This is a genomic window from Pantoea sp. X85, from assembly GCF_029623675.1.
Taxonomy (GTDB): domain Bacteria; phylum Pseudomonadota; class Gammaproteobacteria; order Enterobacterales; family Enterobacteriaceae; genus Pantoea; species Pantoea leporis.
On sequence record NZ_CP121108.1, the window covers coordinates 1,958,426 to 1,983,748 of the forward strand.

The 25,323-nt window shown below is 56.0% G+C and carries 20 protein-coding genes; 11 read left to right on the forward strand and 9 right to left on the reverse strand.

All coding sequences use genetic code 11. The features are described 5' to 3' along the window. The first annotated feature begins 52 nt into the window (after positions 1 to 52). The 3 genes from P6287_RS09165 (at position 53) to P6287_RS09175 (ending at position 3,737) form a co-directional block, all read left to right on the forward strand. Positions 53 to 475, forward strand: coding sequence for a DUF2231 domain-containing protein (locus P6287_RS09165; protein ID WP_192233770.1), 423 nt, complete (start codon positions 53 to 55; stop codon positions 473 to 475). Beyond that, complete coding sequence (locus P6287_RS09170) at positions 472 to 1,764, forward strand: sorbosone dehydrogenase family protein (protein WP_101764461.1); 1,293 nt, start codon at positions 472 to 474, stop codon at positions 1,762 to 1,764. The genes P6287_RS09165 and P6287_RS09170 overlap by 4 nt, the downstream gene beginning before the upstream one ends. A 590-nt stretch (positions 1,765 to 2,354) precedes the next feature. Further along, positions 2,355 to 3,737, forward strand: a complete 1,383-nt coding sequence (locus P6287_RS09175) for an aminopeptidase P family protein (RefSeq protein WP_277974834.1) — start codon at positions 2,355 to 2,357, stop codon at positions 3,735 to 3,737. 158 nt (positions 3,738 to 3,895) lie between these two features. Here P6287_RS09175 and uxuR read toward each other — a convergent pair whose 3' ends face one another. The 3 genes from uxuR to uxuA all read right to left on the reverse strand — a co-directional run bounded on the left by uxuR (position 3,896) and on the right by uxuA (position 7,402). Then, positions 3,896 to 4,672 carry a Uxu operon transcriptional regulator gene (gene uxuR, locus P6287_RS09180; RefSeq protein WP_137385745.1) on the reverse strand — a complete coding sequence of 259 codons (777 nt, stop codon included), beginning with the start codon at positions 4,670 to 4,672 and terminating at the stop codon, positions 3,896 to 3,898. 121 nt (positions 4,673 to 4,793) lie between these two features. Beyond that, a complete protein-coding gene (uxaC, locus tag P6287_RS09185) occupies positions 4,794 to 6,209 on the reverse strand; it encodes a glucuronate isomerase (RefSeq protein WP_277974835.1) in 1,416 nt (471 codons plus the stop codon). Then, positions 6,209 to 7,402, reverse strand: a complete 1,194-nt coding sequence (gene uxuA / locus P6287_RS09190) for a mannonate dehydratase (protein ID WP_192411883.1) — start codon at positions 7,400 to 7,402, stop codon at positions 6,209 to 6,211. The genes uxaC and uxuA overlap by 1 nt, the downstream gene beginning before the upstream one ends. Before the next feature lie 230 nt (positions 7,403 to 7,632). Between uxuA and P6287_RS09195 the strand changes: the two genes are divergently transcribed. Both P6287_RS09195 and P6287_RS09200 read left to right on the forward strand, forming a co-directional pair. Next, complete coding sequence (locus P6287_RS09195) at positions 7,633 to 8,934, forward strand: MFS transporter (protein ID WP_110866104.1); 1,302 nt, start codon at positions 7,633 to 7,635, stop codon at positions 8,932 to 8,934. Between the two features lie 14 nt (positions 8,935 to 8,948). After that, complete coding sequence (locus P6287_RS09200; RefSeq protein ID WP_277974836.1) at positions 8,949 to 11,342, forward strand: glycoside hydrolase family 31 protein; 2,394 nt, start codon at positions 8,949 to 8,951, stop codon at positions 11,340 to 11,342. A gap of 83 nt (positions 11,343 to 11,425) precedes the next feature. Here the strand turns inward: P6287_RS09200 and P6287_RS09205 are convergent, their stop codons facing one another. After that, complete coding sequence (locus P6287_RS09205; RefSeq protein WP_225614358.1) at positions 11,426 to 11,587, reverse strand: hypothetical protein; 162 nt, start codon at positions 11,585 to 11,587, stop codon at positions 11,426 to 11,428. 14 nt (positions 11,588 to 11,601) lie between these two features. Beyond that, positions 11,602 to 12,477, reverse strand: a complete 876-nt coding sequence (locus P6287_RS09210) for a LysR family transcriptional regulator (RefSeq protein WP_277974837.1) — start codon at positions 12,475 to 12,477, stop codon at positions 11,602 to 11,604. Between the two features lie 103 nt (positions 12,478 to 12,580). On the opposite strand from P6287_RS09210, the gene P6287_RS09215 reads away from it, so the two are divergent. Next, positions 12,581 to 13,675, forward strand: a complete 1,095-nt coding sequence (locus P6287_RS09215; RefSeq protein ID WP_277974838.1) for an NADH:flavin oxidoreductase — start codon at positions 12,581 to 12,583, stop codon at positions 13,673 to 13,675. Positions 13,676 to 13,878: 203 nt separating this feature from the next. Here P6287_RS09215 and P6287_RS09220 read toward each other — a convergent pair whose 3' ends face one another. Next, positions 13,879 to 14,781 carry a ParB/Srx family N-terminal domain-containing protein gene (locus tag P6287_RS09220; RefSeq protein WP_110866107.1) on the reverse strand — a complete coding sequence of 301 codons (903 nt, stop codon included), beginning with the start codon at positions 14,779 to 14,781 and terminating at the stop codon, positions 13,879 to 13,881. Between the two features lie 132 nt (positions 14,782 to 14,913). Here P6287_RS09220 and P6287_RS09225 point away from each other — a divergent pair, with 132 nt between their 5' ends. Continuing rightward, on the forward strand, positions 14,914 to 15,546 hold the full coding sequence (locus P6287_RS09225) for a DapH/DapD/GlmU-related protein (protein WP_277974839.1): 633 nt from the start codon (positions 14,914 to 14,916) through the stop codon (positions 15,544 to 15,546). 77 nt (positions 15,547 to 15,623) lie between these two features. After that, complete coding sequence (locus tag P6287_RS09230) at positions 15,624 to 16,922, forward strand: Fic family protein (RefSeq protein WP_277974840.1); 1,299 nt, start codon at positions 15,624 to 15,626, stop codon at positions 16,920 to 16,922. Between the two features lie 58 nt (positions 16,923 to 16,980). Here P6287_RS09230 and P6287_RS09235 read toward each other — a convergent pair whose 3' ends face one another. From P6287_RS09235 to P6287_RS09245, 3 genes are all read right to left on the reverse strand, one after another. Beyond that, on the reverse strand, positions 16,981 to 17,946 hold the full coding sequence (locus tag P6287_RS09235; RefSeq protein WP_277974920.1) for a GT-D fold domain-containing glycosyltransferase: 966 nt from the start codon (positions 17,944 to 17,946) through the stop codon (positions 16,981 to 16,983). 236 nt (positions 17,947 to 18,182) lie between these two features. Then, positions 18,183 to 19,526 carry an NtaA/DmoA family FMN-dependent monooxygenase gene (locus P6287_RS09240; RefSeq protein WP_277974841.1) on the reverse strand — a complete coding sequence of 448 codons (1,344 nt, stop codon included), beginning with the start codon at positions 19,524 to 19,526 and terminating at the stop codon, positions 18,183 to 18,185. Then, entirely contained in the window at positions 19,523 to 20,452 is a 930-nt protein-coding gene (locus tag P6287_RS09245) for an aliphatic sulfonate ABC transporter substrate-binding protein (RefSeq protein WP_277974842.1), read from the reverse strand. The genes P6287_RS09240 and P6287_RS09245 overlap by 4 nt, the downstream gene beginning before the upstream one ends. Positions 20,453 to 20,818: 366 nt before the next feature. Between P6287_RS09245 and P6287_RS09250 the strand changes: the two genes are divergently transcribed. The 3 genes from P6287_RS09250 (at position 20,819) to P6287_RS09260 (ending at position 25,322) form a co-directional block, all read left to right on the forward strand. Further along, positions 20,819 to 23,179, forward strand: coding sequence for a membrane-bound PQQ-dependent dehydrogenase, glucose/quinate/shikimate family (locus tag P6287_RS09250; RefSeq protein WP_277974843.1), 2,361 nt, complete (start codon positions 20,819 to 20,821; stop codon positions 23,177 to 23,179). Positions 23,180 to 23,278: 99 nt separating this feature from the next. Beyond that, entirely contained in the window at positions 23,279 to 23,920 is a 642-nt protein-coding gene (locus P6287_RS09255) for a glutamate racemase (RefSeq protein WP_277974844.1), read from the forward strand. A gap of 259 nt (positions 23,921 to 24,179) precedes the next feature. After that, on the forward strand, positions 24,180 to 25,322 hold the full coding sequence (locus P6287_RS09260) for an efflux RND transporter periplasmic adaptor subunit (protein WP_110866114.1): 1,143 nt from the start codon (positions 24,180 to 24,182) through the stop codon (positions 25,320 to 25,322). Position 25,323: the final 1 nt, after the last annotated feature.

Consider the following 25,323-nt stretch of genomic DNA (forward strand, 5'->3'; position numbering starts at 1 on the left):
TAAAAGCGAAACGCGTGCACCATCTGACAATAATACGGTAAGGGAGAGAGTAATGTTTCATACCTCAGGAAGATCGGTGTTCGGTGTGACGTTGTATACGCTGCTGGAACCGTTGCCGCTGGGCTTTTTTGTCGCCGCCTGGTTTTTCGATATCCTCTATTTGCAAACCTTCGTCATCATGTGGACCAAATCCGCTAGTTGGCTGATCGCTATCGGTCTGGTGCTGGCCATCCTGCCACGTTTAATCAGTTTGGTTTATTTATTCCGTGGCGCGCGGCCGACCGAGAAAACCCATTTCTGGCTGTCGCTGCTGGCGATCGTGCTGGCGGTGGTGAATGCCTTTATTCACAGTCGCGATGCTTACGCGGTGGTGCCACTGGGCATCACGCTGTCGACGCTGGTGGTGGCGCTGCTGCTGATCGCTAACGTGCAGCTGGTGTTGCGCGAACGTCGCACGCAAGGAGGTCGCGTATGAAACACTTACTCAGTGCGGTAGCCATCGCGATGCTGCTCAGCGCTTGTGACGACGGGGCGCTGATCGATCCTCAAAAGCAAATCGGTGCGAATCCTGAACTGCCGCAGGCGCAGAACTTCTTTATGCCGCCGATGCAGGTGCCGGAAGGCACGCCGTGGAAAGCCGGTGAAATGCCGAAAGTGGCAGACGGGTTAAAGATCGAAAAGATCGCCGACAATCTGCAGCATCCGCGTCAGGTGCTGGTGCTGCCGAACAATGATGTGCTGGTGGCGGAATCCAATGGCACACCGAAACCGACCACCGCACCGAAGCAGCTGATTATGGGCATTGTGCAGAAAGCGTCTGGCAAGGGCGGCGAGGGCGGTAATCGCATTACCTTGCTGCGTAATGTTAACGGCAAATGGGAGCAACATCGCTTTATCGACAACCTGACGGCGCCGTTTGGTATGCAGCTGGTGGGCAACACGCTGTATGTGGCGAACGCCGATAGCCTGGTGAAATTCCCGTATGAAACCGGGCAAACCGAGATCCGCACCCCGCCGGTGGAAGTGACCGAGCTGCCGGGCGGGCCAATTAATCATCACTGGACCAAATCGCTGCTCGCCAGCCCCGACGGCAGCAAGCTGTACGTTGGCGTAGGTTCGAACAGTAACGTGACGGAAAACGGCATTGGCGAGGAGTATCGCCGTGCGGCGGTGCTGGAAGTGGATGCGGCCAGCGGTGCCAGCCGGATTTATGCCAGCGGCCTGCGCAATCCCACCGGATTGCAGTGGGAGCCGCAGAGCGGCAAGCTGTGGGCGATTGTGAATGAACGCGACGAGATCGGTTCTGATTTAGTGCCGGATTACATGACGTCGGTGCAGGACAAAGGCTTTTACGGCTGGCCGTACAGCTATTATGGCCAGCACGTGGATGAGCGCGCGCAGCCGCAGAGGCCGGATCTGGTAGAGAAGGCGATTAAACCGGATTACGCCCTGAGTTCGCACGTCGCACCACTCGGTCTGTTGTTCTACGGCGCGGATAATATGCCGCAGTATCGCGGCGGGGCGTTTATCAGCGAACACGGCAGCTGGAACCGTACGCCGCTCAACGGCTATCAGGTGGTGTGGGTGAAATTCGAGAATGGGAAACCGGTGGGACAACCACAGCCGGTGGTGACAGGTTTCCTCACCGACGATCAGAAGCAGGTGCGCGGCTTGCCGGTTGGTTTAGCCACCGATCGGCAGGGCGGCGTATTAATTGCCGATGATGCGGGAAATACCATTTGGCGTATCAGTTCCGCCAGATAATTAATCGCAGGTAATAAAAAAGGATTTGGCATTAAGCCAAATCCTTTTTTTTATGTTCGCTAAACGGCTGGTAACCGCGCCGCGAACGGGGTGCTCAGCACTCCTCACAACAGCGATAATAAAATGTGCGGCGAGATATTTCAAGTTTTGCCATAATACTGTATGGTTATACAGGTGTTGAGTGACGAGCGAAGCCTCATTGTTTTTCTGATGACTCCAGGGGCGCGGATAGTTAAATCCCGGCAGGTTTCAGGTGGTGCTGGCCTGTGGCTTTTACAATGAGAGCCGCTCAGCACTCCTCACAATTGTGCTTAGGCGGTCGGCGGGTGGAGTCAAAGCCCCGGCAGCTGAAAGGCGCGCTCCTCTCAGAGGAGAAGGAAAGTGATGGAACTTGTTCGATTGCTGCTGGACATCGTCCGCATCATTCTTCAAATCATCGTTGCCCTTTTGCAACTGACCGGTCAGGCACACTGACTGGAACTTGAGACAAGGCGGAGCTCACCCCTCCGCCTTTTTTCGCGTGGATCAAAATCCGCTGCGCTAAAAACGCGACTATCCTCATCTCATTCTGTAATGCGAGGAAGTGCATCATGGCAATCACGTTCGGGCCGATTACCGCGCCGATGACGTTCAGCGACGTTGAACCGGTTTTTCTCACCGATGATACGCTTGTGCAGCGCAAGAACGCGCTGCTGGCGGGCATGCAGCGCGAGGGTTTTGACTGGCTGGTGATCTATGCCGACAAGGAACACGGCAGCAATTTCGAATATCTGACCGGATTTATCCCGCGTTTCGAAGAGGGGGTGCTGCTGCTGAATCACTCCGGAGCTTGCACGCTGGTCCTGGGCAACGAAAACCTGAAAATGGCGCGCTTCTCACGCACAGCGGCCGCGCTGCTGCACACGCCGTACTTCTCGCTTCCCAATCAGCCCATGGACGATGAAGTGCCGCTGGAAAGTCTCTTCAAAGATGCGGGCTTAGCGAACGGCCATAAAGTCGGGCTGGTGGGCTGGAAGATGTTTACGCCCGCCGCCGGCAATGGGCGTGCGATGTTTGATCTGCCGTACTTTATTGTCGATGCCATTCAGCGCACGCTCAGCGATGACGCCACGTTAGAAAATGCCATCCATTTGTTTATTGGCGATAACGGCGCGCGCACCACCTGCAATGCCAATGAAATCGCCCATTACGAATATGGCGCAAACCTCGCGTCAAAGTGCATGCTGGACGCGCTGAATGCCATTGAGGTGGGCGTGCGTGAAACAGAATTGGGCGCGTTACTGCACGCCGAAGGGCAATGCAACTCGGTGGTCACCATCGCCGCGACCGGCAGCCGTTTCGACAAAGCGAACCTTTATCCCACCTGCAAAAAAGTGCAGCGCGGCGATCCGCTCTCGCTAACCACCGCTTTTAAAGGTGGACTCTCCAGCCGCAGCGGCTTTGTCGTTGCCGATCAAAGCGAGCTGCCGCCAGGCCAGCAAGATTATCTGGAGCGCATCGCCAAACCCTATTTCTCGGCCGTGGTGGCCTGGCTGGAAAACATTCGCTGCGGCATGAGCGGTAGCGAGCTGTATCAGCTTATCGAGCAGGTTTTGCCGAAAGCCCGTTTTGGCTGGCACCTCAATCCGGGACATCTGGTGGCGGACGAAGAGTGGATGTCGTCGCCGATTTATCATCAGTCCACCGAATTGCTCAAGAGCGGCATGATGCTGCAAATTGACATCATCCCGTCGGTGCCGGGCTACAGCGGTGCCAGCGCCGAAGAGTGCGTGGTACTGGCCGATGCGGCGCTGCAAAGCGACATCCGCAACCATTATCCGGCTTTGTGGCAGCGCATCGAAACCCGCCGCCGTTATCTGCGGGAAACCATCGGCATTCAGCTTAGCGATGAAATTTTGCCGCTGTCGAATAGCGTGGCGTATTTAAGGCCGTTCTTTTTGGCAAAGGATCAGGCGTTAAGCGTGGTGAGTTGATGTTGTAAGGTCGCCCTGAATGGCGTAATGCCGATCAGTCAAGCGCCGTGCCGAATCACCACACCTTTCGTAGCGGCGCGATTTAGCGCGCAATGATTTGCGCCGCTTCAATGTGTGCTCTGGGTAATTAGCCTTACAAGGTAAGTCGTTAACGCACATTAGTTTGGCGGATTATGGGTGGCGTACAGCGGCCAGGATTCAAACAGATAACCATCGAAATCAATATCATCAACGTCTGAGAACTCCAGCAGCCGCTGTTTCACATTTTCAAGGTGTTGCCACATCGCCAGCTTGGCGGCGCGCGCGTCTTTTTTGATCAGCGTCGCGAGGATTTTTTTGTGATCGTCGAGCCACTGTTTGCGGTAATCGTTGTTGACCAGATGGCGATGCAGTTGGCTCCACATCACGTTATCTTCGCGCCACTGCCAGGATTGCTTAAACAGCTCAACCAGCATGCTGTTATGGGTGGCTTCGGCAATCGCCAGATGGAAATTGCGATCGCCGTTTTCACTTTGGTTGACCGCTCCCGACGCCAGCTCTTTCTCTTCCAGCTCCAGCGCCTGGCGCATCTTCATGATGTCTTCACGCGTCGCCTGCAGCGCGGCGAACTCGGCAATATTGCTCTCCAGCAGCTGACGCGCCTGCAACATCTCGAACGGTCCGGCATCGTTGCTGGCTTTGTGAAGCGAAACAGGTTGCTGCGGCGAATCGTGAATCACATAGATGCCCGCACCGCGACGTACCTCAATTAATCCTTCCAGCTCCAGCATAATCAGCGCTTCACGCACCAGCGTACGCGTCACATTCAATAGCGCGGCGAGTTCGCGCTCCGGCGGCAGCCGTTCGCCCACCGCATACTGCTTCTGCGTGATCATCTGGCGGAGCATTTCCCCGACTTCCTGATAAGGGCGCTGTGCTGAAGTTTGAGTTTTCATCGTGCTCTTTTCTGTGTGTTAAAGGATTCACAATCTCTGATACAGCCTCACTCAGAGACGCGCACTATAGCATAGCGAATAAGAATCGGCCTGGTCACGGCGCGCAGTGACCAGGCCACCATCACTGGGCTTTCAGCGCGAAATAGCGTTCGGCATTGTTAAAGCAGATGTCGCGCAGCATGTTGCCGAGCATCGGCTCATCGTGCGGCACAATGCCGTCTTTTACCCACTGCGCCAGCAGATTGCACAGAATACGGCGGAAGTATTCGTGGCGCGTGTAGGAGAGGAAGCTGCGTGAATCGGTCAGCATACCGACAAACTGGCTGAGCAAGCCGATTTGCGACAGTTGCTCCAGTTGACGCAGCATGCCGTCGCGCTGATCGTTGAACCACCAACCGGAACCGAACTGCACCTTGCCGGCAACGCCCGCGCCCTGGAAGTTGCCCGCCATAGTAGCCAGCACTTCGTTATCGCGCGGATTGAGGCAATAGAGAATGGTTTTCGGCAGCTGATCGTTGAGGTCCATCGCATCCAGCAGGCGCGCCAGCGGCCAGGCAATGTTGTTATCGCCAATCGAATCAAACCCGCTGTCTGGCCCGAGCTGGCGGAACATGCGTGTGCTGTTATTACGAATCGCGCCGATGTGCAGCTGCATTACCCAGCCGCGTCGCGCATATTCGCTGCCGAGCCACACCAACACCGCGCTGCTGAACTGGGCGATTTCCAATTCATCCAGCGCATCGCCACGGCGACGTTTGGCCAAAATCGTATCGAGCACGCGGTCGTCCGGCACCGGCGCAAAGCGCAGGGTTTCAATACCGTGGTCTGAGGCGCGACAACCGTGGGCGGAGAAGTGGTCAAGGCGTCGTAACAGCGCGCGGCTTAGCGCCTCGAAGCTGTCGACTGCGACATCGGCGGCGGCTTCCAGGCGAGCAAGATAGTCGACAAAACCCTCCAGCTCGATTTTGAAGACCTTGTCCGGACGCCAGCTCGGCGCAACGTCAATATCAAAACTGCGGTCATCGGCGATCTGGCGGTGATAGTGCAGTGAATCAACCGGATCGTCGGTGGTGCCTACCATGCGCACCTTCATCTGGCGCATGATGCCGCGCGCGGAAAATTCCGGCGTCGCCAGCTGTTCGGCGCAGCGCTGCCAGATCGCAGGCGCGGTGTCAGGGCCAAACAGCGTATCGGTGATGCCAAACGGGCGCCGCAGTTCAAGGTGCGTCCAGTGATAGAGCGGGTTACCGAGGGTTTTTGGCACCGTTTGCGCCCAGGCGAGATACTTGTCGTAGTCGCTGGTGCTCTTGCCGGTAATCAACGACTCATCGACGCCTGCGGCACGCAGCGCGCGCCATTTGTAGTGATCGCCTTCCAGCCAGATTTGGCCAAGGTTGGCGAAGCGACGATCTTCAGCAATCTCCTGCGGATTGAGGTGACAGTGATAATCGTAGATTGGCATATCCGCAGCGGAGTCGTGGTACAAGCGCCGCGCGATGTCGCTCTGCAGCAGAAAATCTTCATCCATAAAGCGCATTAGTGGGCTTCCTGAGCAAAATAGGCGCGGTGGATCGCCAGTTCGACGCCGCGAATTTCCGCCAATCCTTTCAGGCGACCAATCGCCGAGTAGCCGGGATTGGTTTTCTTCTTCAGGTCATCCAGCATCTGGTGGCCGTGGTCGGGACGCATTGGAATCAAATCTTCCTCCCCCGCGGCTTTACGTCGCTGCTCCTCTTCGGCAATCGCCTTGATCACCGCAAACATATCGACATCGCCACCCAAATGCGCGGCTTCGTGGAAGCTGTTGGGGTTCTCTTCCCGCTTGGTGGAGCGCAAATGCGCGAAGTAGATTCGTGGGCCGAAGCGCTTGACCATGCCGGCTAAATCATTCTCTGCCAGCACGCCGTACGAGCCGGTACACATGGTGAAACCGTTGGCGGGGCTGCTGACGGTATCGATCATCCATTGCAGATCGTCGGCGTTGGAAACGATGCGCGGTAAGCCGAGAATTGGGCGTGGCGGATCGTCCGGATGTACCGCCATGCGCACGCCCACTTCTTCCGCAACCGCGACAATGGCGCGCAGGAAGGTGGCAAAATTCTCACGCAGCTCGGCCTTACCGATACCTTGATAACGCGCCAGCTGGGCGCGGAATTGATCCAGCGTGTAGCCTTCCTCCGCCCCCGGCAAACCGGCGATGATGTTGCGCATCAGGCGGTTACGGTGCTCTTCACTCATCGTTGCAAAGCGTTCAGCAGCCTCGGCGATCTCTTGCGCACTGTAATCCTGCTCCGCGCCGGGACGCTGCAGAATGTGCAGTTCAAACACCGCGAACTCAATTTGATCAAAACGCAGGGCTTTCGCGCCATCCGGCAGCAGATATTCGAGATCGGTGCGCGTCCAGTCAAGGATCGGCATGAAGTTGTAGCACACGGTTTTGATGCCGCACTGCGCCAGGTTGCGTAGCGACTGCTGATAATTGCTGATCCAGTGCTGACAGCGGCCGCTGCCGGTTTTGATCTCTTCATGAATCGGCACGCTCTCCACCACCGACCACACCAAACCAGCGGCTTCCACCAGCGCCTTGCGCTGCATGATTTCGTCGACCGACCACACTTCGCCGTTAGGGATGTGGTGCAGTGCGGTGACGATGCCGGTTGCGCCCGCCTGGCGCGCATCGGCCAGAGAGACAGGATCGTTGGGGCCGTACCAGCGCCAGGTCTGCTTCATGTTGTTACCTCACTCACTATTGGTTGACCAATATTCTTTATTAGCGCGCTACATCAGACAATAACTACGCGATTCCGGATTAAAACTCTGCTCTTTACGGGGTTAAGTCAACCTGGTAAGTGATTTTGGTTAACCAGATCACATTTGCGACATCAATCTGGCGACCACTTTTCGCAACTGTGGTTCACTCCTGGCGGATGGTTAGAAATGACTCACTAACGGAGAATCAGATGAACCGCAGTTTAAACCCAGGGATAACCGCCGCAGGCACCAAACGCACCTTGCGCAATCTGCGCTGGTGGGTATTGGTGCTGTTCTTAGCAGGCGTCACGGTCAACTACATCACCCGTAACTCGTTGGGCTTGCTGGCACCGGAGCTCAAAACCAGCCTCAACATCACCACCGAACAATATTCCTGGATCGTCGGCGCCTTCCAGCTGGCGTATACCTTCTTTCAACCCATTTGCGGCTGGCTGATCGACGTTATTGGCCTGAAAGTCGGCTTCCTGATCTGCGCCACCATTTGGGCCGTCGCCTGTTTGTTCCACGCTGGCGCGGCCAGTTGGGTGCATCTGGCTATCCTGCGTTTTGTCATGGGCGGCGCTGAAGCAGCAGCCACGCCCGCTAACGCCAAAGTGATTGGCGAATGGTTCCCGAAAAAAGAGCGTCCTATCGCCGCCGGATGGGCGGGCGTGGGCTTCTCGCTTGGCGCGATGCTGGCACCGCCGATTATCTACTTTGCGCACGCTTCCTTTGGCTGGCAGGGCGCGTTCCTGTTCACCGGCTGCCTGGCGTTGGGTTGGGTGGTGCTGTGGTGGTTGTTCTATCGCGATCCGGAGCAGCATCCCAATCTGCAGGCCTCGGAACTGGAATTTATTCGTCAGGATAATGAACCGCCAGCAGTGAAACTGCCGTTCTTTACCGCGCTGAAAACCGTGTCGAAAAACAAACGTTTTTACGGCATCGCCATTCCCGCCTTTATGGCTGAACCTGCCTGGGGCGTGCTGAGCTTCTGGGTGCCGCTCTATCTGGCGAAAGAGCTGGGTATGGATCTGAAGCAGATTGCTATGTTCGCCTGGCTGCCGTTCCTCGCCGCCGATTTAGGCAGCGCGGCCAGCGGCTATCTGACGCGGCTCTACACCAAAATCTTTGGTTTTACTCAGGTTAATTCCGTGGTGGCGAGTTCGGTGACCGGCGCTTTCCTGATGCTGTCGCTGGCGCTGGTGGCGGTCACTAAAGATCCTTATGTAGCGATTGCGCTGATCTCGATTGGTGGTTTCGGCCATCAGATCATCTCCTGCATGCTGAGCGCGCTGGTGGTGGAGAAGTTTGATAAAGGCCAGATGGCCACCGTCAACGGCATGCGCGGCTCGTTCGCCTGGATCTCCAGCTTCCTGTTCTCACTGCTGATCGGTGTTACCGCCGACACCATTGGCTTTAATCCGCTGTTTGTCGCCATGGGCTTCTTCGACCTGATTGGCGCCGTATTCCTGATTGCTTTTATTGCTGAACGTCGCGCCCAGCGCGCATGAAAAAGTAGGTAACGATGAAAACGTTAAAAAATTGGTCATTAGCCGGTTCCGATGCACACCACGTGGCGTTAAACGTCGACGGCAAACACACGCTGTGTCTGTATGTGCTGGAAACGGGCATGTTCCGCGTGGCGATTAAACGTCATGGCGCATACAGCCTCGATCGCACCTGGAGCATCGCGCCACAAAGTGATGTGCCGTGGGAAGGGCGTCAGCGTGACAGCCTGGCCGGATTCACCTTGCCATCGTTCACGCTGGAAGAAGAGGGCGACACGCTGGTGGTGGCCACCGATAAGCTGCGGGTGATCGTCCATCAACCGCTGGCGCTGGAGTGGCAATATCGCGACAGCCACGGCGCATGGCAGCTGCTGACCTGCGACCGCCCAACCAGCGCTTATCAAATCAACGCGCACGGCGATGGCGTGGCGCACTATCAGTGCCGCATGAATGACGATCGCTATTATGGTCTCGGCGAGAAAACCGGCGATTTGCAGCGTAATGGCCAGCGTTATGAGATGCGCAACCTTGATGCGATGGGCTACAACGCGGCCTCCACCGATCCGCTGTACAAGCATGTGCCTTTTACCATCACCCGTCGTACCGATGTTAGCTTTGGTCTCTATTACGATAACCTCAGCAGCAGCTGGTTTGATCTGGGTAATGAACTCGATAACTATCACAAACCGTATCGCCGCTGGCAGGCGGAAAGCGGTGATATCGACTATTACCTGTTTGTCGGTGACAAGGTGCTGGATGTCACCAAAGCCTTCGTGCGTCTCACAGGTAAAACGCTGTTCGGCCCGAAATGGAGCCTTGGCTACAGTGGTTCAACCATGCATTACACCGATGCGCCGGATGCACAACATCAGCTGATGAACTTCATTCGTCTCTGCGAAGAGCACGATATTCCGTGCGATTCATTCCAGCTCTCGTCCGGCTACACCTCAATTAACAACAAGCGCTACGTGTTCAACTGGAACTACGACAAAGTGCCGCAGCCGGAGGTGATGAGCCAGGCGTTTCACGACGCCGGCTTGCGCCTCGCCGCCAATATCAAACCGTGTCTGTTGCAGGATCATCCGCGTTATAACGAAGTGGCGGAACAAGGGCTGTTTATTCGTGACTCCGAAGAAGATGCGCCTGAACGTTCGGTGTTCTGGGATGACGAAGGTTCACATCTCGATTTTACCCATCCGCAAGCCGTCGCCTGGTGGCAGGAAAACGTCACCAAACAGCTGCTGGAAAAGGGCATCGATTCCACCTGGAACGATAATAACGAATATGAAGTGTGGGACGGCGAAGCGCGTTGCCACGGTTTCGGCACGCCAATTGCCATCAAACATATTCGCCCGGTGATGCCGCTGCTGATGATGCGCGCCTCGATGGAAGCGCAACAGCGCTTCGCGCCGGAAAAACGTCCTTTCCTGATTTCCCGTTCGGGTTGCGCCGGGATGCAGCGCTATGTGCAAACCTGGAGCGGCGATAACCGCACCAACTGGACCACGTTGCGTTACAACATCCGCATGGGATTGGGTATGAGCCTGTCCGGTTTGTACAACGTGGGACACGACGTCGGTGGCTTCTCCGGCGATAAACCAGATGCAGAACTGTTTGTGCGCTGGGTACAAAACGGCGTGATGCATCCGCGTTTCACCATTCACTCGTGGAATGACGATCACACCGTCAATGAACCCTGGATGTATCCGGCGGCTACGCCTGCGATCCGCGCCGCGATTGAACTGCGTTATCGTCTGCTGCCTTACCTCTATACGTTACTGTGGCAGGCGCATGCTGACGATGAACCGATGCTGCGTCCGACTTTCCTCGATCATGAACAGGATGCGCAGACGTTCGCCGAGTGCGATGAGTTTATGCTGGGCCGCGATCTGCTGGTGGCCAGCGTGGTCGAACCGGGCCAGCGCGAGCGTCGTCTGTGGCTGCCCGACAACCAAACTGGCTGGTATGACTTCGCTACCCAGCAATGGTTCAGCGGCGGTCAATGGATCACGCTGGCGGCTCCGCTGGAAACCCAGCCGATGCTGGTGCGTGCCGGAGCGGGCTTACCGCTCAGCGAGCGCCTGCGTCATGTTGACACTAAAACTGACGATCGCCGCACCTTGCAGCTGTTCCCGCTGAAAGGTAAAGGGGCTAGCCACGGTGTGCTGTTTGAGGATGATGGCGAAAGCTGGGGTTATCAGCAGGGCAATGCGCTGTGGCTCAACTGGAAAATGCGCAGCGATGCTGAGGCGATTCACCTCAACTTCCAGCGCAAAGGCAGCTTCCAGCCAGCCTGGCAAACGCTGAACGTTACATTGCCGCCAGGTGAACAGCGTCAGCTGTTTATTGATGGCGTAGCGGTGGATAAGGCGCAGGCAGAAGCGGTGTTAGCGGATATTGCTGCGGAGTAATCGGTCGCCCTGAATGGCGGCACAACATCGATGTTGTATTCGTAGGGTGCGCATTCATGCGCACCTGGAATAAAGCAGAGAGATCAGTCGATTAACCCTTTCGCCCGCGCCAACAAAAACGCGGTAACCGTTGTCGCATCGCTGATCTTTCCTGCCAGAATCAGTTCAGGAAATGCGTCGATTTTAATTTTCTTCGCGGTTAATCCCACCTCTTCCGCATCCAGATTTTGCCCCTGATTCGCCATTCACATTTTCTGAATTAACGTGCCATCGCCTGTTTTAGGGCGTTTAGAAAAACCGTGACGCGCGTTGGCAGATGCCGTGCGGTGGGAAACAGCGCCCAGACGCCGAGCAGCTGCGGTTGGGCATCTCGCAAGGTAATCTCAGTCAGTTCACCTGCCGCCAACTCTTGCTGCATATCCCACGCAGAGAGCTGGGCGATGCCGCTGCCCGCCACGCACAAGGTCCGCACGCCTTCCACATTGCTGCCGCTAAAACGGCCCTCAACGCTGACACTGGAAATATGGTCGTCGACTATAAAACTCCATTGCGGCACGCCGGATAAGCGCAGGCAGTTATGCTGATGCAAATCGGCCAGCAGTTTTGGCGTGCCGAAGCGCGCCAGATAGTCTGGAGAAGCACAGAGCACGCGCGGATTATCCGCCAGCCGCTGCGCGACTAAGCGCGAATCCCGCAGCGGGGCGATGCGAATGGCGACATCGTAGCCCAGCCCAACAATATCGGTGACGTTATCGCTGAGCTGGAAATCGATCTTCAGTTCGGGATTCTCCGCCATCAGCGCGGGCAGCAACGGAATAATGGTGCGGCGGCCAAAACCAGAAGGTGCGGTGATGCGCAGCTGGCCGGTGGCGCCCTGTTTATTCGGCGAGAACAGATTGCGCGCGCTCTGTTCGGTTTCCGTCAGGGTTTTGGCGTAGGGCAGAAACTCTTCACCTTCATCTGTTAACGCAATGGCGCGGGTGGTGCGATGCAGCAGGCGCACGCCGAGATCTTCTTCCAGCGAGGCGAGTCGGCGTGAGACCGTCATCGGCGTGGTGTTCAGTCGCCGCGCGGCCTGCGTCAAGCTGCGCGTCTGGGTGACCATCAGAAACACCTCAACATCTTTTGAGTTCATTGTAACGATTTCCGTTATACAGACGTATCATCATCGGCCATTTTTGTCCCTGTGGCGACCGAATATACTGCGCTCTGTAGATAATCCGCATCCAGAGAGCAATATGAGTGATAAACATCTTTTTCAGAGCGGCACACTGAACCGGCTGGCGCTGAAGAATCGCATTATGGTGGCGCCCATGACGCGCATCTCCGCCAGCGTTGACGGCATACCGGGCGAACGTATGCAGCACTACTATCAGCGCTTCGTGCGCGGCGGCTTTAGCGCCATCATCACCGAAGGCATCTATATCGATGAAGCCTGGTCGCAAACCTATGCGTTTCAGGCGGGGCTGATTAACGCTAAACAGAGCGCCGGCTGGCGCGCGATCACCGATCGGGTGCATCAGCATGGCGGCAAAATCATTGCGCAGTTGATGCATGCCGGGGCGATATCGCAGGGCAATATCTATCGACCGGACACGCTCGCGCCCTCAGCGGTGCAGCCGCGCGGGGAACAACTCGGTTTCTATCACGGTCATGGCGCCTATCCGCTGCCACGCGAAATGAATGAAGAGCAGATCCAGCAGGTGATCGACAGCTTTGCGCACACTGCGGCGCGGGCAGTCGGCGAAGCGGGTTTTGATGGCATCGAAATTCATGGCGCTAACGGCTATCTGCTTGACCAGTTCTTTACCGATTACACCAATCAGCGCAGCGATCGCTGGGGCGGCGATATCGTGGCGCGTTTGTCTCTGACGCTGGCGGTGATCGCCGCGGTGCGCCAGCGCGTAGGCAAGGATGTTACGCTGGGAATTCGCCTCTCACAGGGCAAAGTGAATGATTTTCATCACAAATGGCGGGAAGGCGAAGCGGGCGCGCGCCTGGTATTCGCCGCGATTGCTGAGGCCGGCGTGGATTATCTGCATCTGACTGAATATGACGCGCTGCAACCGGCATTTGCCGATTCGCCGCTGTCGCTGGTGCAAATTGCGCGTCAGGCGGCACCGAAATTGTCGATTATCGCCAATGGCGCGTTAAGTGATGCCAGCACGGCGGCGCATGCGCTGGAGCAGGGCGCGGATTATGTGTCGATAGGCAAAAGCGCGCTAGCCAATCCCGACTGGCCGATGCGTATTCGTGATGGCGTGGCACTGCGCGCATTTGATAAAAATCTGCTGGCGCCATCGGCGGGTGTGAAAAACTGCGAATTGGTTTAACGCTGAAAGGGCGCTGATGGGTGAATGGGTCGCCATGAATGGCGTAATACCGATCAGTTAAGCGCCGTATCAAATCACCGCACCTTCCGTAGCGGCGCGATTTATCGCGCAATAAATTGCGCCGCTACAATGTGTGCTCTCGATAATTAAGGGTTTTCATGTCTCAACTGACGAGCATTACGCCATGAATGGCGACCACACGATTATTGCGCAAAAGCCCACGTCAGTTTGCCATTGTCAGAGACCAGCTTCTCCAGCTTCTTCTCGTTCACTTTCTTACGTGCGCCTAACCGATCCGCCGTCAGCGGGCCGCTATCGCTGTGCGCAATTACCGTGTCTTTCGGCACGCTGGTCATCTTCTCAGCGATGGTTTCCAGCGCTTTGGCGTAACCGCTGCGATTGTTGAGGTCAAAGTTCTTCAGCGGCAGCTGTGTTTCCAGCCATTTGCCCCAGTAGAACTCGAGGAACGGCGGCGGATTCTGCTCCTTCTCAAAGCCAATATCGCGCACGAAATAGACCAGCGAGCGATATTCATCATTCTGCATATGCTGGCGGCCCAACTCTTTCGGCAGCGCATCCGGTTTAATTTTGCCTGCAGGCGTATCCAGCCATACCAGATGTGCCGTTTCCATTTTTTGCCAAAAGGCGGACATGGTTTTCAGGCTGCGGAAGTCATCGGTGATGCGCACTTGCACCGGCGTGTTAAGACCGGCGATATCGGCGAAATTGCTGAAAGTATGATGACCATCGGTAAGGTACAGCACGTTATCCGGCGCAATCACCGCCGTTTTCATCGGCCCCGGTTCGCTGCCGACCGGCGCTTTACAGCTGAAGCTGCTGGGCTGCGAGAGACGTGATTTACTGTCAAATTTATCAACGCCTTTCTGCCCCATGCTTTCGCAATAATCATCGAACAGCTTTTTCGGTTCGGCTTGATAACGATGCTGTTTGTAATCCAGCTGACGATAGCCAATCGCAGCCTGCGTCGGATGGAGTTGCGCTAACTGCACTTGCACAATATCACCGGCTTTGATGTCGGCGGGCAGCGCGGCGGATGCCTGTCCGGCTGACCATAACAGCGCCAGTATTGACCACGGTGTTCTCATTCCTTTTCCTCGAATCGCCTGAAACAGATACGCACAATAGCATTAGTGTCATTTTGCCGCTGTAGTGTTGTCGCTCGCGGTTGCCCAGTCGCAACCGGTCATCCAGACATCTGACCACACGGAGCTTTCATTATGGCAATTGCTGCTGTGCAACCGACAAAACTGCAACACACTGTTATCGATCCCAGCGTGCGCATGCGCGAAACCCAGATTGGCGCGCAATGTGAAGTGCTGGCCGAAACCTATATCGAATACAGCGAGCTGGGGGACTTCTCCTATCTGGGAGAGCATTGCTGCGTTGCCGATGCGCAAATCGGACGCTTTACCGCCATTGCCAATCATGTACGGATTGGCGCACCCAATCATCCGATGGATCGCGCCTCGCAGCACCGTTTCACCTACTGTCCGGAATACTACGATGCGCAGGCGGAACGCGATAATGGCTTCTTTGCTGAGCGTCGCGCCGATCGCGTGATCATTGGCAATGATGTGTGGATTGGGCATGGCGTGATCGTACTGCCGGGCGTGGCGGTGGGTGACGGCGCGGTGCTGGCGGCCGGTGCGGTGGTGACGAAAGATGTGCCGCCATACACCATTGTCGGTGGCGTGCCAGCCAAAGTGATCCGTGCACGTTTCGCGGCGGATATTGCGGCGCAGCTGCAGGCGATTGCCTGGTGGAACTGGCCGCTGGAGAAGCTGATGGCGAATCTGGCCGATTTCCAGTCCTCCGATCTCCGCGCATTTTGCCAGCGGCACGGCAGCTAACCGCGCTGCAAGCGCCATTTGTCGTCGCAGCGAATCTCAAGTAAACTCAAAATGCCCTGTTTTTGAGATTGCTTGAGATGAAACTGCGCCGCCCGCCCGTTCAACTTGTTGATTCACTGAGTATCAGTGAGATTAATTCGCTTCTTGCCAGTCATGCCGAGTGGGATGAGCGCTATCTGCATTTCGATGAGTTATATCGTCGTGTCAGTGATAGTCAGACGCGTGAGAAAGTGTGGAGCGCACTGAAATTCAAGCGCCGCAGCAGCGCGCAGCACTTTGTGATCGCCGATCAAACCGTGACCTGTAATCTTACGGCCAAAATCACGGCGGCGATGTCGATGGTTGATCGTATGACCTTTGCGCGCAACGGCGAACCAACGAATGAGGACGCGGCTTCTTACCTGATGTCACAGCTGATCATGGAAGAGGCGATTTCATCCAGCCAGTTGGAAGGCGCGGCGACCACCTCGCGCGTGGCGATGGAGTTGCTGGCGGTGGGGCGTGCACCGCGCAACGAAGATGAAAGCATGATCATGGGCAACTGGCGCTTGATGCAGCACATTGCCACGCTGGGTGACGCGCCGCTGACGCGCGCCGATATTCTGGAAATTCATCACATCGCCTGCGCCGGCATTAATGATGACAAATATCGGCCCGGCGCCGTGCGCGACAATAACGATGTGTTTGTTGCCGGGCGCGACGGCGAAATCATTCATCAGCCGCCGGATTATCAGCGGCTCAATAGCCTGCTGGACGCGTTATGCGCCGAAGTTGCGTGGCTGGAGCAGCAGGGCACGCATCCTTTGCTGGTGGCCTGCGTGTTGCACTTTGCTATCGGCTACATTCATCCCTTCAATGACGGCAACGGGCGCACCGCGCGCGGGCTGTTCTATCATCATCTGATTCGTCACGGTTACAGCGCGTTCCGCTACATCTCCATCAGCAAGCTGTTGAAAGCCGCGGCGGTAAAGTACGGCATTTCCTATCTTTACAGCGAAACTGATGAGATGGATCTGACCTATTTCGTGCAGTTTCAGTGCGAAGTGGTGATGCGCGCGGTGACTGCCTTCACCGAGCAAATCGCCACGCTGCATAAAGAGCGGGAGCGTTTAGTGACGTGGGTGGAAGAGCACATGACCTTAGCCAAAGGTGAGCTGGATATCATGGCCATCGCGCTGAATGCGCCGGGTTCGTTACTCAGCTCTGCCGGGATTAAATCGCGGCTCGGCATCGCGGATAACACCGCGCGTGCGCGCCTGAAAAATCTCACCGAACAGGGATTGTTGCGTCCTCTAAAGGAAGGGAAAGGAACGGTGTATCAGGCGCCTGTTTCACTGCGCAAGCTGCAGGAGTGGCTGAAAAAGCGCGAAAGGTAACAGCGTTATCGCAAGCAATCTCAAAATACCCTGTTTTTGCGATTGCTTGCGATATGGATTAGATCGGCGGATGCATTACCATCGCCGACAGCACCGCTTCCTGCGGCAACCCGACATGCAGCAAAATCTGCTGGCGATAATGCTCATCGGCGTCGCGCGCATCGTCGCTGAGTAACACGCCCACTTCATTGACGTTCTTGCCGGCCACCTGCACCTTGTCACGTGCGGCACTGCGCATCCATTCGTACTCGATATCAATGTGGCCGGTATCAATGCAGCGAATGTCATGCTGGCTGAGATCGTAAGCGAGCACCGTGGCGGTGGGGCCGAGCGACATCAGCACCATATCGTAATCGCGTGCGTGCGCCAGTACCGAGCTGTAGAGATCGTTGTAGACCGAGAAGGCGTTGCGATTGAGCGTGGTGATGCGTTTAATCTCCCGCGCGCCATCGAGCAGATCGTTACCGATGCCGAGACGCGTGCCGCTGCCTTCCACAATTAATATCTTTTTATCGCTGAACAGCTGCTTGAACTTATTAAACACGCGAACCGCCTGCTGCTTGTCGTTATAATCGTGATAGGGACGCGTAACGGAGGTGTTGCCGTAGCGGTAATCTTTCTTTAATAAGCTTTCATAATGGCGAAAATAAAATGCTTTATGAAAAAACCAGAATAGGGCCGAACCAAAACGCATATTCGCGGTGCCGCGAAAGGCATCGGGCATACATAATAAACACGGATTCTTCGGCTGACTTCCGCGCCGTAATATCTCTTTTAGGCGAATAGAGAGTCGTTCATCGAAAGATTGAAAACCGATATTTTTGAACAAGGTCATTTCCAGTTCGCCGTCGCCATAGCGGCTTACGGAGAGATTGTGGTTGCTGAGCAGCAGGTCAATGGTCTGTTCAGGCGACATCACCTGATATTGCCGGGCTCGCGCATTGGCAACCGGAAACTTAAAAGCAGCGTGTGTGAGTTTAAAAGGAAAACGTAATTTACGATAAAAGAAATCTGCGCTGATCATCATAACCTTCTTTTTATTAGCGGCCTTGCCGCAGAGCAGTTACGTGATTTATATCACGCTTAATCCGGGATAACAGGCTGAGGAAACTCTCAAAAAGTCATTGCGGCGCAATGGCTAATCAATTTAAAAAAGATTAAATGAAGAGGGGATAAATAAAACTGTAATAAAACCGCACTTATTCGCGCTGCTATGATAATTGTTGCCAGGAATAATCGCAGCAGCGCATTAATGATTAATTAAGTTATTTCAATTGATGACGAAAGGTTAAAGCGATTTTCCGGCTTTACTAAGCCTAAACGATCGCGCAGCGTGCCCGGTTGATAGTCGCTGCGGAAGACGCCCGCAGCCTGCAGGCGCGGGACAACCTGTTCGAGGAAGCGATCTTCGTTCTCGTCAATGTAGGTGGGCAGAATGACAAAACCGTCGCAGGCCTGATGCTGATACCAGTCAATCATCTGCTGCGCAATGCTATCCGCTGTGCCGGTCGGTGCCGGGAACGACAAGCTCTCGGCGTAGCGTTTCGCCATCTCGCCCAGCGTCAGGTTCTGCTCAATGGCGCTGGCGATCACATACTGAAAACGGCCTTTGCTGCCGGTGATCTTTTCACGCAGGTCAGGCACCGGCCCGTCAATGGGGTACTGCGACAGATCGATATTCATGCTGGCCGAAACAAAGCTGAGGCCCGATTCCACGGTAATCAATGATTTCAGGTACGCCGCACGCTCCTCGGCATCGCGCTGCGTATTGCCGACAATCGGCACCATGCCGGGCAGAATGCGCAGTTGATCGGGCTGACGCTGATACTGCAGCGCACGCTGTTTCAGGGTTTGATAAAACTGCTGCGCGCGTTCCCGATTAGGTTGCACCACAAACAGCACTTCCGCCTGTTGCGCCGCCAGATCGATAAAGGCTTCTGATACGCCAGCCTGAATCACCACCGGATGGCCTTGCGGCGGACGCGGCAGATTAAGCGGTCCCTGCACGTTGAAAGATTCACCCTGATGATCAAGCCTATGGAAGCGTGCCGGGTCGGCAAAGTGCGCCTGCGCTTTATCCAGAATCAGCGCGTCCTCTTCAAAGCTGTCCCACAGCGCTTTCATGACATCGATAAATTCGGCCGCGCGGCGATAGCGGTCTTCATGGCTGAAGTGCTCGCTGCGACCAAAGTTGCGCGCTTCGGCGTGGCTCAGCGAGGTAACCACGTTCCACGCTGCGCGCCCGCCGCTAATATGGTCGATGTTTGCCAGCTGACGCGCGGTGGTGTAAGGCACCGAATAGGAGGAGGAAACCGTGCCGCCGAGGCCGATGTGGTCAGTCACCGCCGCCAGCGCGGCTAATAATGTTAAGGGTTCAGACCAGCCAACCTGACGATGCTGCACGGTGTGCGCCAGATGCCCGCCGTAAACATCATCAATCGCCAGCTTGTCCGCGACAAAAATCATGTCCAGCTTCGCGTCTTCGGCGCGCTGGGCGATTTTGCGGTACAGCGGCCAGTTACTGCCGCCGGTCGCGGCCGAATCGGGATGGCGCCAGCCGCCCTGATGAATGCCGGAGTCGAGGTAGAGCGCCAGATTCATCATGGTTTGGCGGCTCCGTTGGCGTTAAAGAAGGAGGCATCCACCAGTTTGTCGGCTTTTAAGCCGGGTTTGATCAGGCCGCCACGGGTGAAGGTATCAATCGCCAACTGCTGGCGTTTCTCTACCAACGCGTAATCTTCTACCGGCGCGTTGTTTTCACGCTGTACTTTACTCAGCGCCACCGCATCTGGCAGACGCAGCAGTTTGGCGATCTCGCTGGCGTAGGCTTGTGGATGCGCCACGCCCCACGCACGTGCGCGAATCAGGCGCTCGCGAAAGTCCGTGAGCTGTTCACGCTTGCTGGCGATGGCGCTATCGGTCGCCACCAGATAGTTTGAAACGGGCGAATTTTTGCCGTCGATGGCGATGCGATCGCCGGACTGCGCCACGGCAAAGGACACATAAGGTTCCCAGGTTGCCACCGCATCCACCGCGCCATTATCCAGCGCCAGCGTCGCTTCCGACGGCGTGGTGAAGACAAAATTGACGCTGTCGTCGGGCAAACCCGCTTCGTGCAGCGCATTCAGCACCATGTTTTGCCCGGCCGATCCTTTTACCGTCGCCACTTTCTTGCCTTTTAGGTCGGCGATGCTGTGCAGGGCGCTGTCCTTTTTCACCAGGATGGCATTGCCGAGATATTGCGATGCCTGAATGGCGCGGATCTGCGCGCCTGCGGCCACGGCAAACGACAGCGGACCATCGCCGACTAAGCCGGCATCCAGATGCTGGGAGTTGAGCGACTCCAGCAGCGGCGCAGCGTTGGGGAACTCATACCATTTGATTTCATACGGCACATTGTTGAGCTCGCCAGCGGCGGACATCACCGCGCGAGCATTGCCTTTTTGATCGCCGACGATCAGTGGGTCAGTTGCAGCGTGAGAAGTCACCGCAAGGAGCAACAATGAGCTGGCTAATAAAGTGATTTTCATAACGTTTCCCGGGTAAAAAGAAAACAGCGTAAGTTTTCTACTACAGCGGGCGTAGTAACAAATCCGCGCAAAGTTATGTCTCAGGCGCAAATGCCGCCAAATCGCGCATCCTCGCCGTTTTTCGTTATCAAAAAATGCGAATTTTCCTCACTAATGATTAATTATCTCAACGAAAATGAAACGTGATTTCAGTCACACATTGAACCAGGCGTTAGCTGGCAGCCATTAGCCAAACTACATTCATTAGCGGAGCTAACGACACACCTCGCAACGGGTTTTTACTAAACGGTAACGTACGTTAAAATTCTGTTGATTTTATGTGGGGTTATTTTTGAGGTTTTCGATGAAAATGGTTGAGGGATTAGCATGGTTAACAAATTAACCAGTATCGTGCTCGCGATTCTGGCGATTGCCTTGCTGTACATGGGCGGCAAGCTGTTAATGCTGGGCGGCAGCGCCTTCTATGCGCTGATGGCGGTGGGATTACTCATCACCGCAATTTTACTGTTCCGCAACCAGCGCAGCGCGCTGGCGCTTTATGCGGTGCTGATGTGGATTACGCTCGCCTGGATTATCTGGGAAGTGGGCTTTAATAAATGGCAGTGGATCCCACGCGGTGACCTGTTTGGTGTGATCGGCCTGTGGCTGGCGATGCCGTGGGTGGTGAAACCGCTGTATCGCGGCGAACGCCGTTTCCACGGCTTCCTCGGCGGCACCGTGATTATCATGATCGTGGTGGTGATTGGTCTGTGCTTCTACGATCCGGTTCCGCAGCAAGGCACCATCAGCAATGCCCGCGAGCAGAACAGCGAGCAGGGCGCCGCTAACGACTGGACCGCGTACGGTGGTTCGTCTGACGGCCTGCGTTTCTCGGCGCTGAATCAGATCAGCAAAGACAACGTCAAAAACCTCGAAGTTGCATGGACCTATCACACCGGCGATCTGCGCCAGGATGCGGATGCCACCGAATACACCTTCGAAGCTACGCCGCTGAAAGCCAACGGTATGCTGTATTTCTGTACGCCGCATAACGAAGTGCATGCGCTTGATCCGGAAACCGGCGCGGTGAAGTGGAAATTCACGCCAAATAAAGATCGCTCTTACCTGCAGCAGCATCAGACCTGTCGCGGCGTAAGCTACTACGAAGAAACCCCGGTTGCCGCGCAGGATAGCGCCGCGAATCCGGCCATCTGCCGTAAACGTATCTTTAACGCCACCACCGATGCGCAGCTGATTGCGCTGGATGCCGATACCGGTAAACCGTGCGCAGATTTCGGTCAGAACGGTGTGGTTGATCTGCACGCCAACATGGGTGAAGTGCGTCCACATGCGCTGATGCAAACCGCAGCACCGCTGGTGGCGGGCAGGCTGGTGATCGTTGGCGGTTCCGTGATGGATAACGGCTTCAACAGCGGCAACCCGTCAGGCGTGATTCGTGCCTATGACGTGCAAAGCGGTCGTCTGGTGTGGAACTTTGATCCGGCCAACCCGGAAAACACCGCGCCAATTGCTGCCGGTCAAAACTATCCGCAAGACACGCCAGTGGCGTGGGGCACGTTGAGTGCTGACCTGAAAAACGGCGTAGTCTATGTGCCGTTTGGTAACGCTTCACCGGATGAAGTGGGCATTGAACGCGATCCGAACAGCAACACCGAGAAGTTCCGTGATGCGCTTGTGGCGCTGGATCTGCAAACCGGTGCGTTCAAATGGCGCTATCAGAGCTCCAACCACGATCTGTGGGACCGCGATAATCCGTCACAGCCTTCGCTGGTGGACATCGATTATCAGGGGCAGAAGCAGCCTGTGGTGATCCTGCCGACCAAAACCGGCAACCTGTTTGTGCTGAACCGTCTTACCGGCCAGCCGGTGTATCCGGTAAACCAGGTGAAGGTTTCGACTGAAGGTGGCGTAGCGGGTGAGAAATTTGCGGCGACTCAGCCGGTTTCCAGCCTGAACTTCATCCCGCAGCCGTTGACCGAGAAGTCAATGTGGGGCATCACGCCGTTTGACCAGATGTCATGCCGCATGGATTTCCGTAGCCTGCGCTATGATGGCAATCCGTGGACGCCAGCAACGGAAGGCGGTTCACTGATCTTCCCTGGCAACATTGGTGTGTTCAACTGGGGTTCTGTTGCGGTTGATCCGCAGCGTCAAATGCTGATTGCCGCGCCAGTGCGCCTGGCCTACAAGTACAACCTGATCAAACGCACCGAGCAGACCGCCACCGAGCGCCTGTTCACCAAAGATGGCACGCCATACTGGAACGAAAACTTCCACGGTGACTACGCGATCCATATCCAGCAGATGGCGTCAGGCCTCGGCATTCCCTGTGTAGCGCCGCCTTGGGGCCGCATGGTGGGCGTGGATCTGAAGACCGGTAAAACCGAATGGCTGCGCCGCGTGGGCGTCACCAAAAACCTGAAGACCAGCTTCCTGCCGGGCCGCTTCCCCATCGGCTTCCCGATGGGCATGGTGGCGCACGGTGGTCCATTGCTGACCGCAGGGGATTTGGTGTTCCACGGTGCAACTGCGGATAACTTCTTCCGCGCCTACGACAGCACCACCGGCGAGCTGCTGTGGCAGACCGAGCTGAGTGCCGGTGCGCAAGCCACGCCGTCTACCTTTATGGGTAAAGACGGTAAGCAGTACGTGGTGATTGCCGCAGGCGGTCACGGTTCGCTTGGCACCCAGGCGGGTGACAGCGTTGTGGCATTCCGTTTGAAGTAATTGCAGTGAAATAGAATAAGGCGCCCGCTGTGGCGCCTTTTTTTGTTTTTGTCAGGTTATATTGAGCATCCCTAAGAGACGCCACTGATCAGGAATTCTATGACTATCGCCTGCCTGCATACCGCCGCCAGTAATATCGCTATTTTCGATGACGCCGCGCACTCATTGGGCATGAGCAACGGCGCACTGAGTCATATTGTGATGCCACATTTGCTGGCGGAAGCCGAGCTGACCGGTGGCATGACCGCTTCTCAGCAGCACAAACTGGAACAGCTATTACGCAGCCTGACGCCGTGGTTCGACGCGATTCTGATTACCTGCTCGACGCTGGGTCCGGTTGCCGATGGTTTTTGTGTTCAAGGGCATGATTGCCCGGTGTATCGCACCGATCGCATGCTGGCCGATGAGGTGCACCGTTTGCCGGGTAAATCTCTGGTGCTGTGTGCGGCGGAATCCACGCTGGCGGCGACGCGCGCGCTGTTTTGCCCAGCGACGCTGCCGGTTGAACAGCATCCTGTTGTGCAGCTGATTCCTGGCGCATGGGCGGCGTTCAAAGCGGGTCATCAGGATGCGTATCTGCAAATGATTGCGCAAGCGGTGGCAGACGGGAAACAGCAGGGCGCAGATCATGTGGCGCTGGCCCAGGTTTCCATGGCGGCGGCGTCCAGGCTGTTTAGCGCCGGTAGTCAGCAATTAACCAGCCCGCAGCTGGCGTTAAAGGTGGTACATAATTTTTCGTAGGGTGCGCATGCAAGACCGCGCATCAGGTTAACGTTTACTTTCATGTAAATAATAATCATTTGCATTAGTGGTTATAACTCATTATCGTTAGCAACACTTTGTAACCCATAGCGATTTAACCCCTAAAAATCCTCAATCAAAGAGGTCGCTATTCTGCTGTCGCTTTTCAGGAGCGCTCTTTTCATTTTCCTGACATACGCCCACATCCGCGATTTGGTAGACTCAATATTGAGAATGAACGTTCACTACAGGATTATTCATGAAGAATTTTCAGCGCACGGCCATCGCCGGGCTGGTGTTATTGCTCGCCGCCTGTGACCAAAATAGCGCCCCGCCAGCGGGCGACATGACCACCGAAGTTGGCGTGAAAACGCTGCAAACTGAGTCGGTGACGCTCGATAGCCAACTCACCGGACGCGTGGTGGGCAGCATGGTGTCGGAAGTGCGTCCGCAGGTGGACGGTATCATCCAGAAGCGCCTGTTTACCGAAGGCGACGAAGTTAAAGCCGGTCAGGTACTGTATCAAATCGATGCAGCCAGCTATCAGGCCAGCTACGATCAGGCCGTTGCGCAGTTGAAAAATGCGCAGGCGCTAGTGAAAAGCAGCCAGTTAAAATCTGCGCGCTATAGCGCGCTGGTTAAAGAGAACGGCGTATCGCGTCAGGATGCCGACGATGCGCTGGCAACCTATCAACAGAACGTGGCGTCGGTTGATCAATATCGTGCCGCCGTCGAAAGCGCCCGCATCAACCTCAACTACACGCAAATCAAAGCACCGATTTCTGGCCGCATCGGCATCTCGTCAGTGACGCCGGGCGCGCTGGTGACCTCGGCGCAAACCACGGCGCTGGCGACCATTCGTGCGCTCGATCCGATCTATGTCGATCTCACGCAATCCAGCGTGCAACTGCTGAAACTAAAGCGTCAGCAGGCTTCCCTTCAGCAGAGCAGCGATGTGGTGCCAGTAACGGTAAAACTGGAAGACGGCAGCAATTACGATCATCCCGGCAAGCTGGAACTGACCGAAGTGGCGGTTGATGAAGCCACCGGAACCGTTACGCTGCGCGCCATCTTCCCCAATCCGCAGCATGAATTGTTGCCGGGCATGTATGTGCGCGCCAGCGTCACCAATGGCGTTAAAAATGATGCGATTCTGGCGCCGCAGCAGGGCATCACGCGTGATGCCAAGGGCAACGCCACGGCGCTGGTGGTGGATAACGAGAACAAAGTGCAAAGCCGGGAAGTGGTGACCGATCGGGTTATCGGCAATACCTGGCTGGTGACCAGCGGTTTAAACAGCGGCGACAAGCTGATTGTCGAAGGCACCGCCAAAGTGCAGGCCGGGATGACGGTGAAAGCAGTTGAAGTCACGCCGAACAGCGCCCGCAGCGGAGGCCAGTAAT

Bases quoted from the DNA above. Each gene is read 5' to 3' on its own strand.
- P6287_RS09165 (WP_192233770.1), top strand. From the start codon at position 53: ATGTTTCATACCTCAGGAAGATCGGTGTTCGGTGTGACGTTGTATACG.
- P6287_RS09170 (WP_101764461.1), top strand. From the start codon at position 472: ATGAAACACTTACTCAGTGCGGTAGCCATCGCGATGCTGCTCAGCGCT.
- P6287_RS09175 (WP_277974834.1), top strand. From the start codon at position 2,355: ATGGCAATCACGTTCGGGCCGATTACCGCGCCGATGACGTTCAGCGAC.
- uxuR (WP_137385745.1), bottom strand. From the start codon at position 4,672: ATGAAAACTCAAACTTCAGCACAGCGCCCTTATCAGGAAGTCGGGGAA.
- uxaC (WP_277974835.1), bottom strand. From the start codon at position 6,209: ATGCGCTTTATGGATGAAGATTTTCTGCTGCAGAGCGACATCGCGCGG.
- uxuA (WP_192411883.1), bottom strand. From the start codon at position 7,402: ATGAAGCAGACCTGGCGCTGGTACGGCCCCAACGATCCTGTCTCTCTG.
- P6287_RS09195 (WP_110866104.1), top strand. From the start codon at position 7,633: ATGAACCGCAGTTTAAACCCAGGGATAACCGCCGCAGGCACCAAACGC.
- P6287_RS09200 (WP_277974836.1), top strand. From the start codon at position 8,949: ATGAAAACGTTAAAAAATTGGTCATTAGCCGGTTCCGATGCACACCAC.
- P6287_RS09205 (WP_225614358.1), bottom strand. From the start codon at position 11,587: ATGGCGAATCAGGGGCAAAATCTGGATGCGGAAGAGGTGGGATTAACC.
- P6287_RS09210 (WP_277974837.1), bottom strand. From the start codon at position 12,477: ATGAACTCAAAAGATGTTGAGGTGTTTCTGATGGTCACCCAGACGCGC.
- P6287_RS09215 (WP_277974838.1), top strand. From the start codon at position 12,581: ATGAGTGATAAACATCTTTTTCAGAGCGGCACACTGAACCGGCTGGCG.
- P6287_RS09220 (WP_110866107.1), bottom strand. From the start codon at position 14,781: ATGAGAACACCGTGGTCAATACTGGCGCTGTTATGGTCAGCCGGACAG.
- P6287_RS09225 (WP_277974839.1), top strand. From the start codon at position 14,914: ATGGCAATTGCTGCTGTGCAACCGACAAAACTGCAACACACTGTTATC.
- P6287_RS09230 (WP_277974840.1), top strand. From the start codon at position 15,624: ATGAAACTGCGCCGCCCGCCCGTTCAACTTGTTGATTCACTGAGTATC.
- P6287_RS09235 (WP_277974920.1), bottom strand. From the start codon at position 17,946: ATGATCAGCGCAGATTTCTTTTATCGTAAATTACGTTTTCCTTTTAAA.
- P6287_RS09240 (WP_277974841.1), bottom strand. From the start codon at position 19,526: ATGATGAATCTGGCGCTCTACCTCGACTCCGGCATTCATCAGGGCGGC.
- P6287_RS09245 (WP_277974842.1), bottom strand. From the start codon at position 20,452: ATGAAAATCACTTTATTAGCCAGCTCATTGTTGCTCCTTGCGGTGACT.
- P6287_RS09250 (WP_277974843.1), top strand. From the start codon at position 20,819: ATGGTTAACAAATTAACCAGTATCGTGCTCGCGATTCTGGCGATTGCC.
- P6287_RS09255 (WP_277974844.1), top strand. From the start codon at position 23,279: ATGACTATCGCCTGCCTGCATACCGCCGCCAGTAATATCGCTATTTTC.
- P6287_RS09260 (WP_110866114.1), top strand. From the start codon at position 24,180: ATGAAGAATTTTCAGCGCACGGCCATCGCCGGGCTGGTGTTATTGCTC.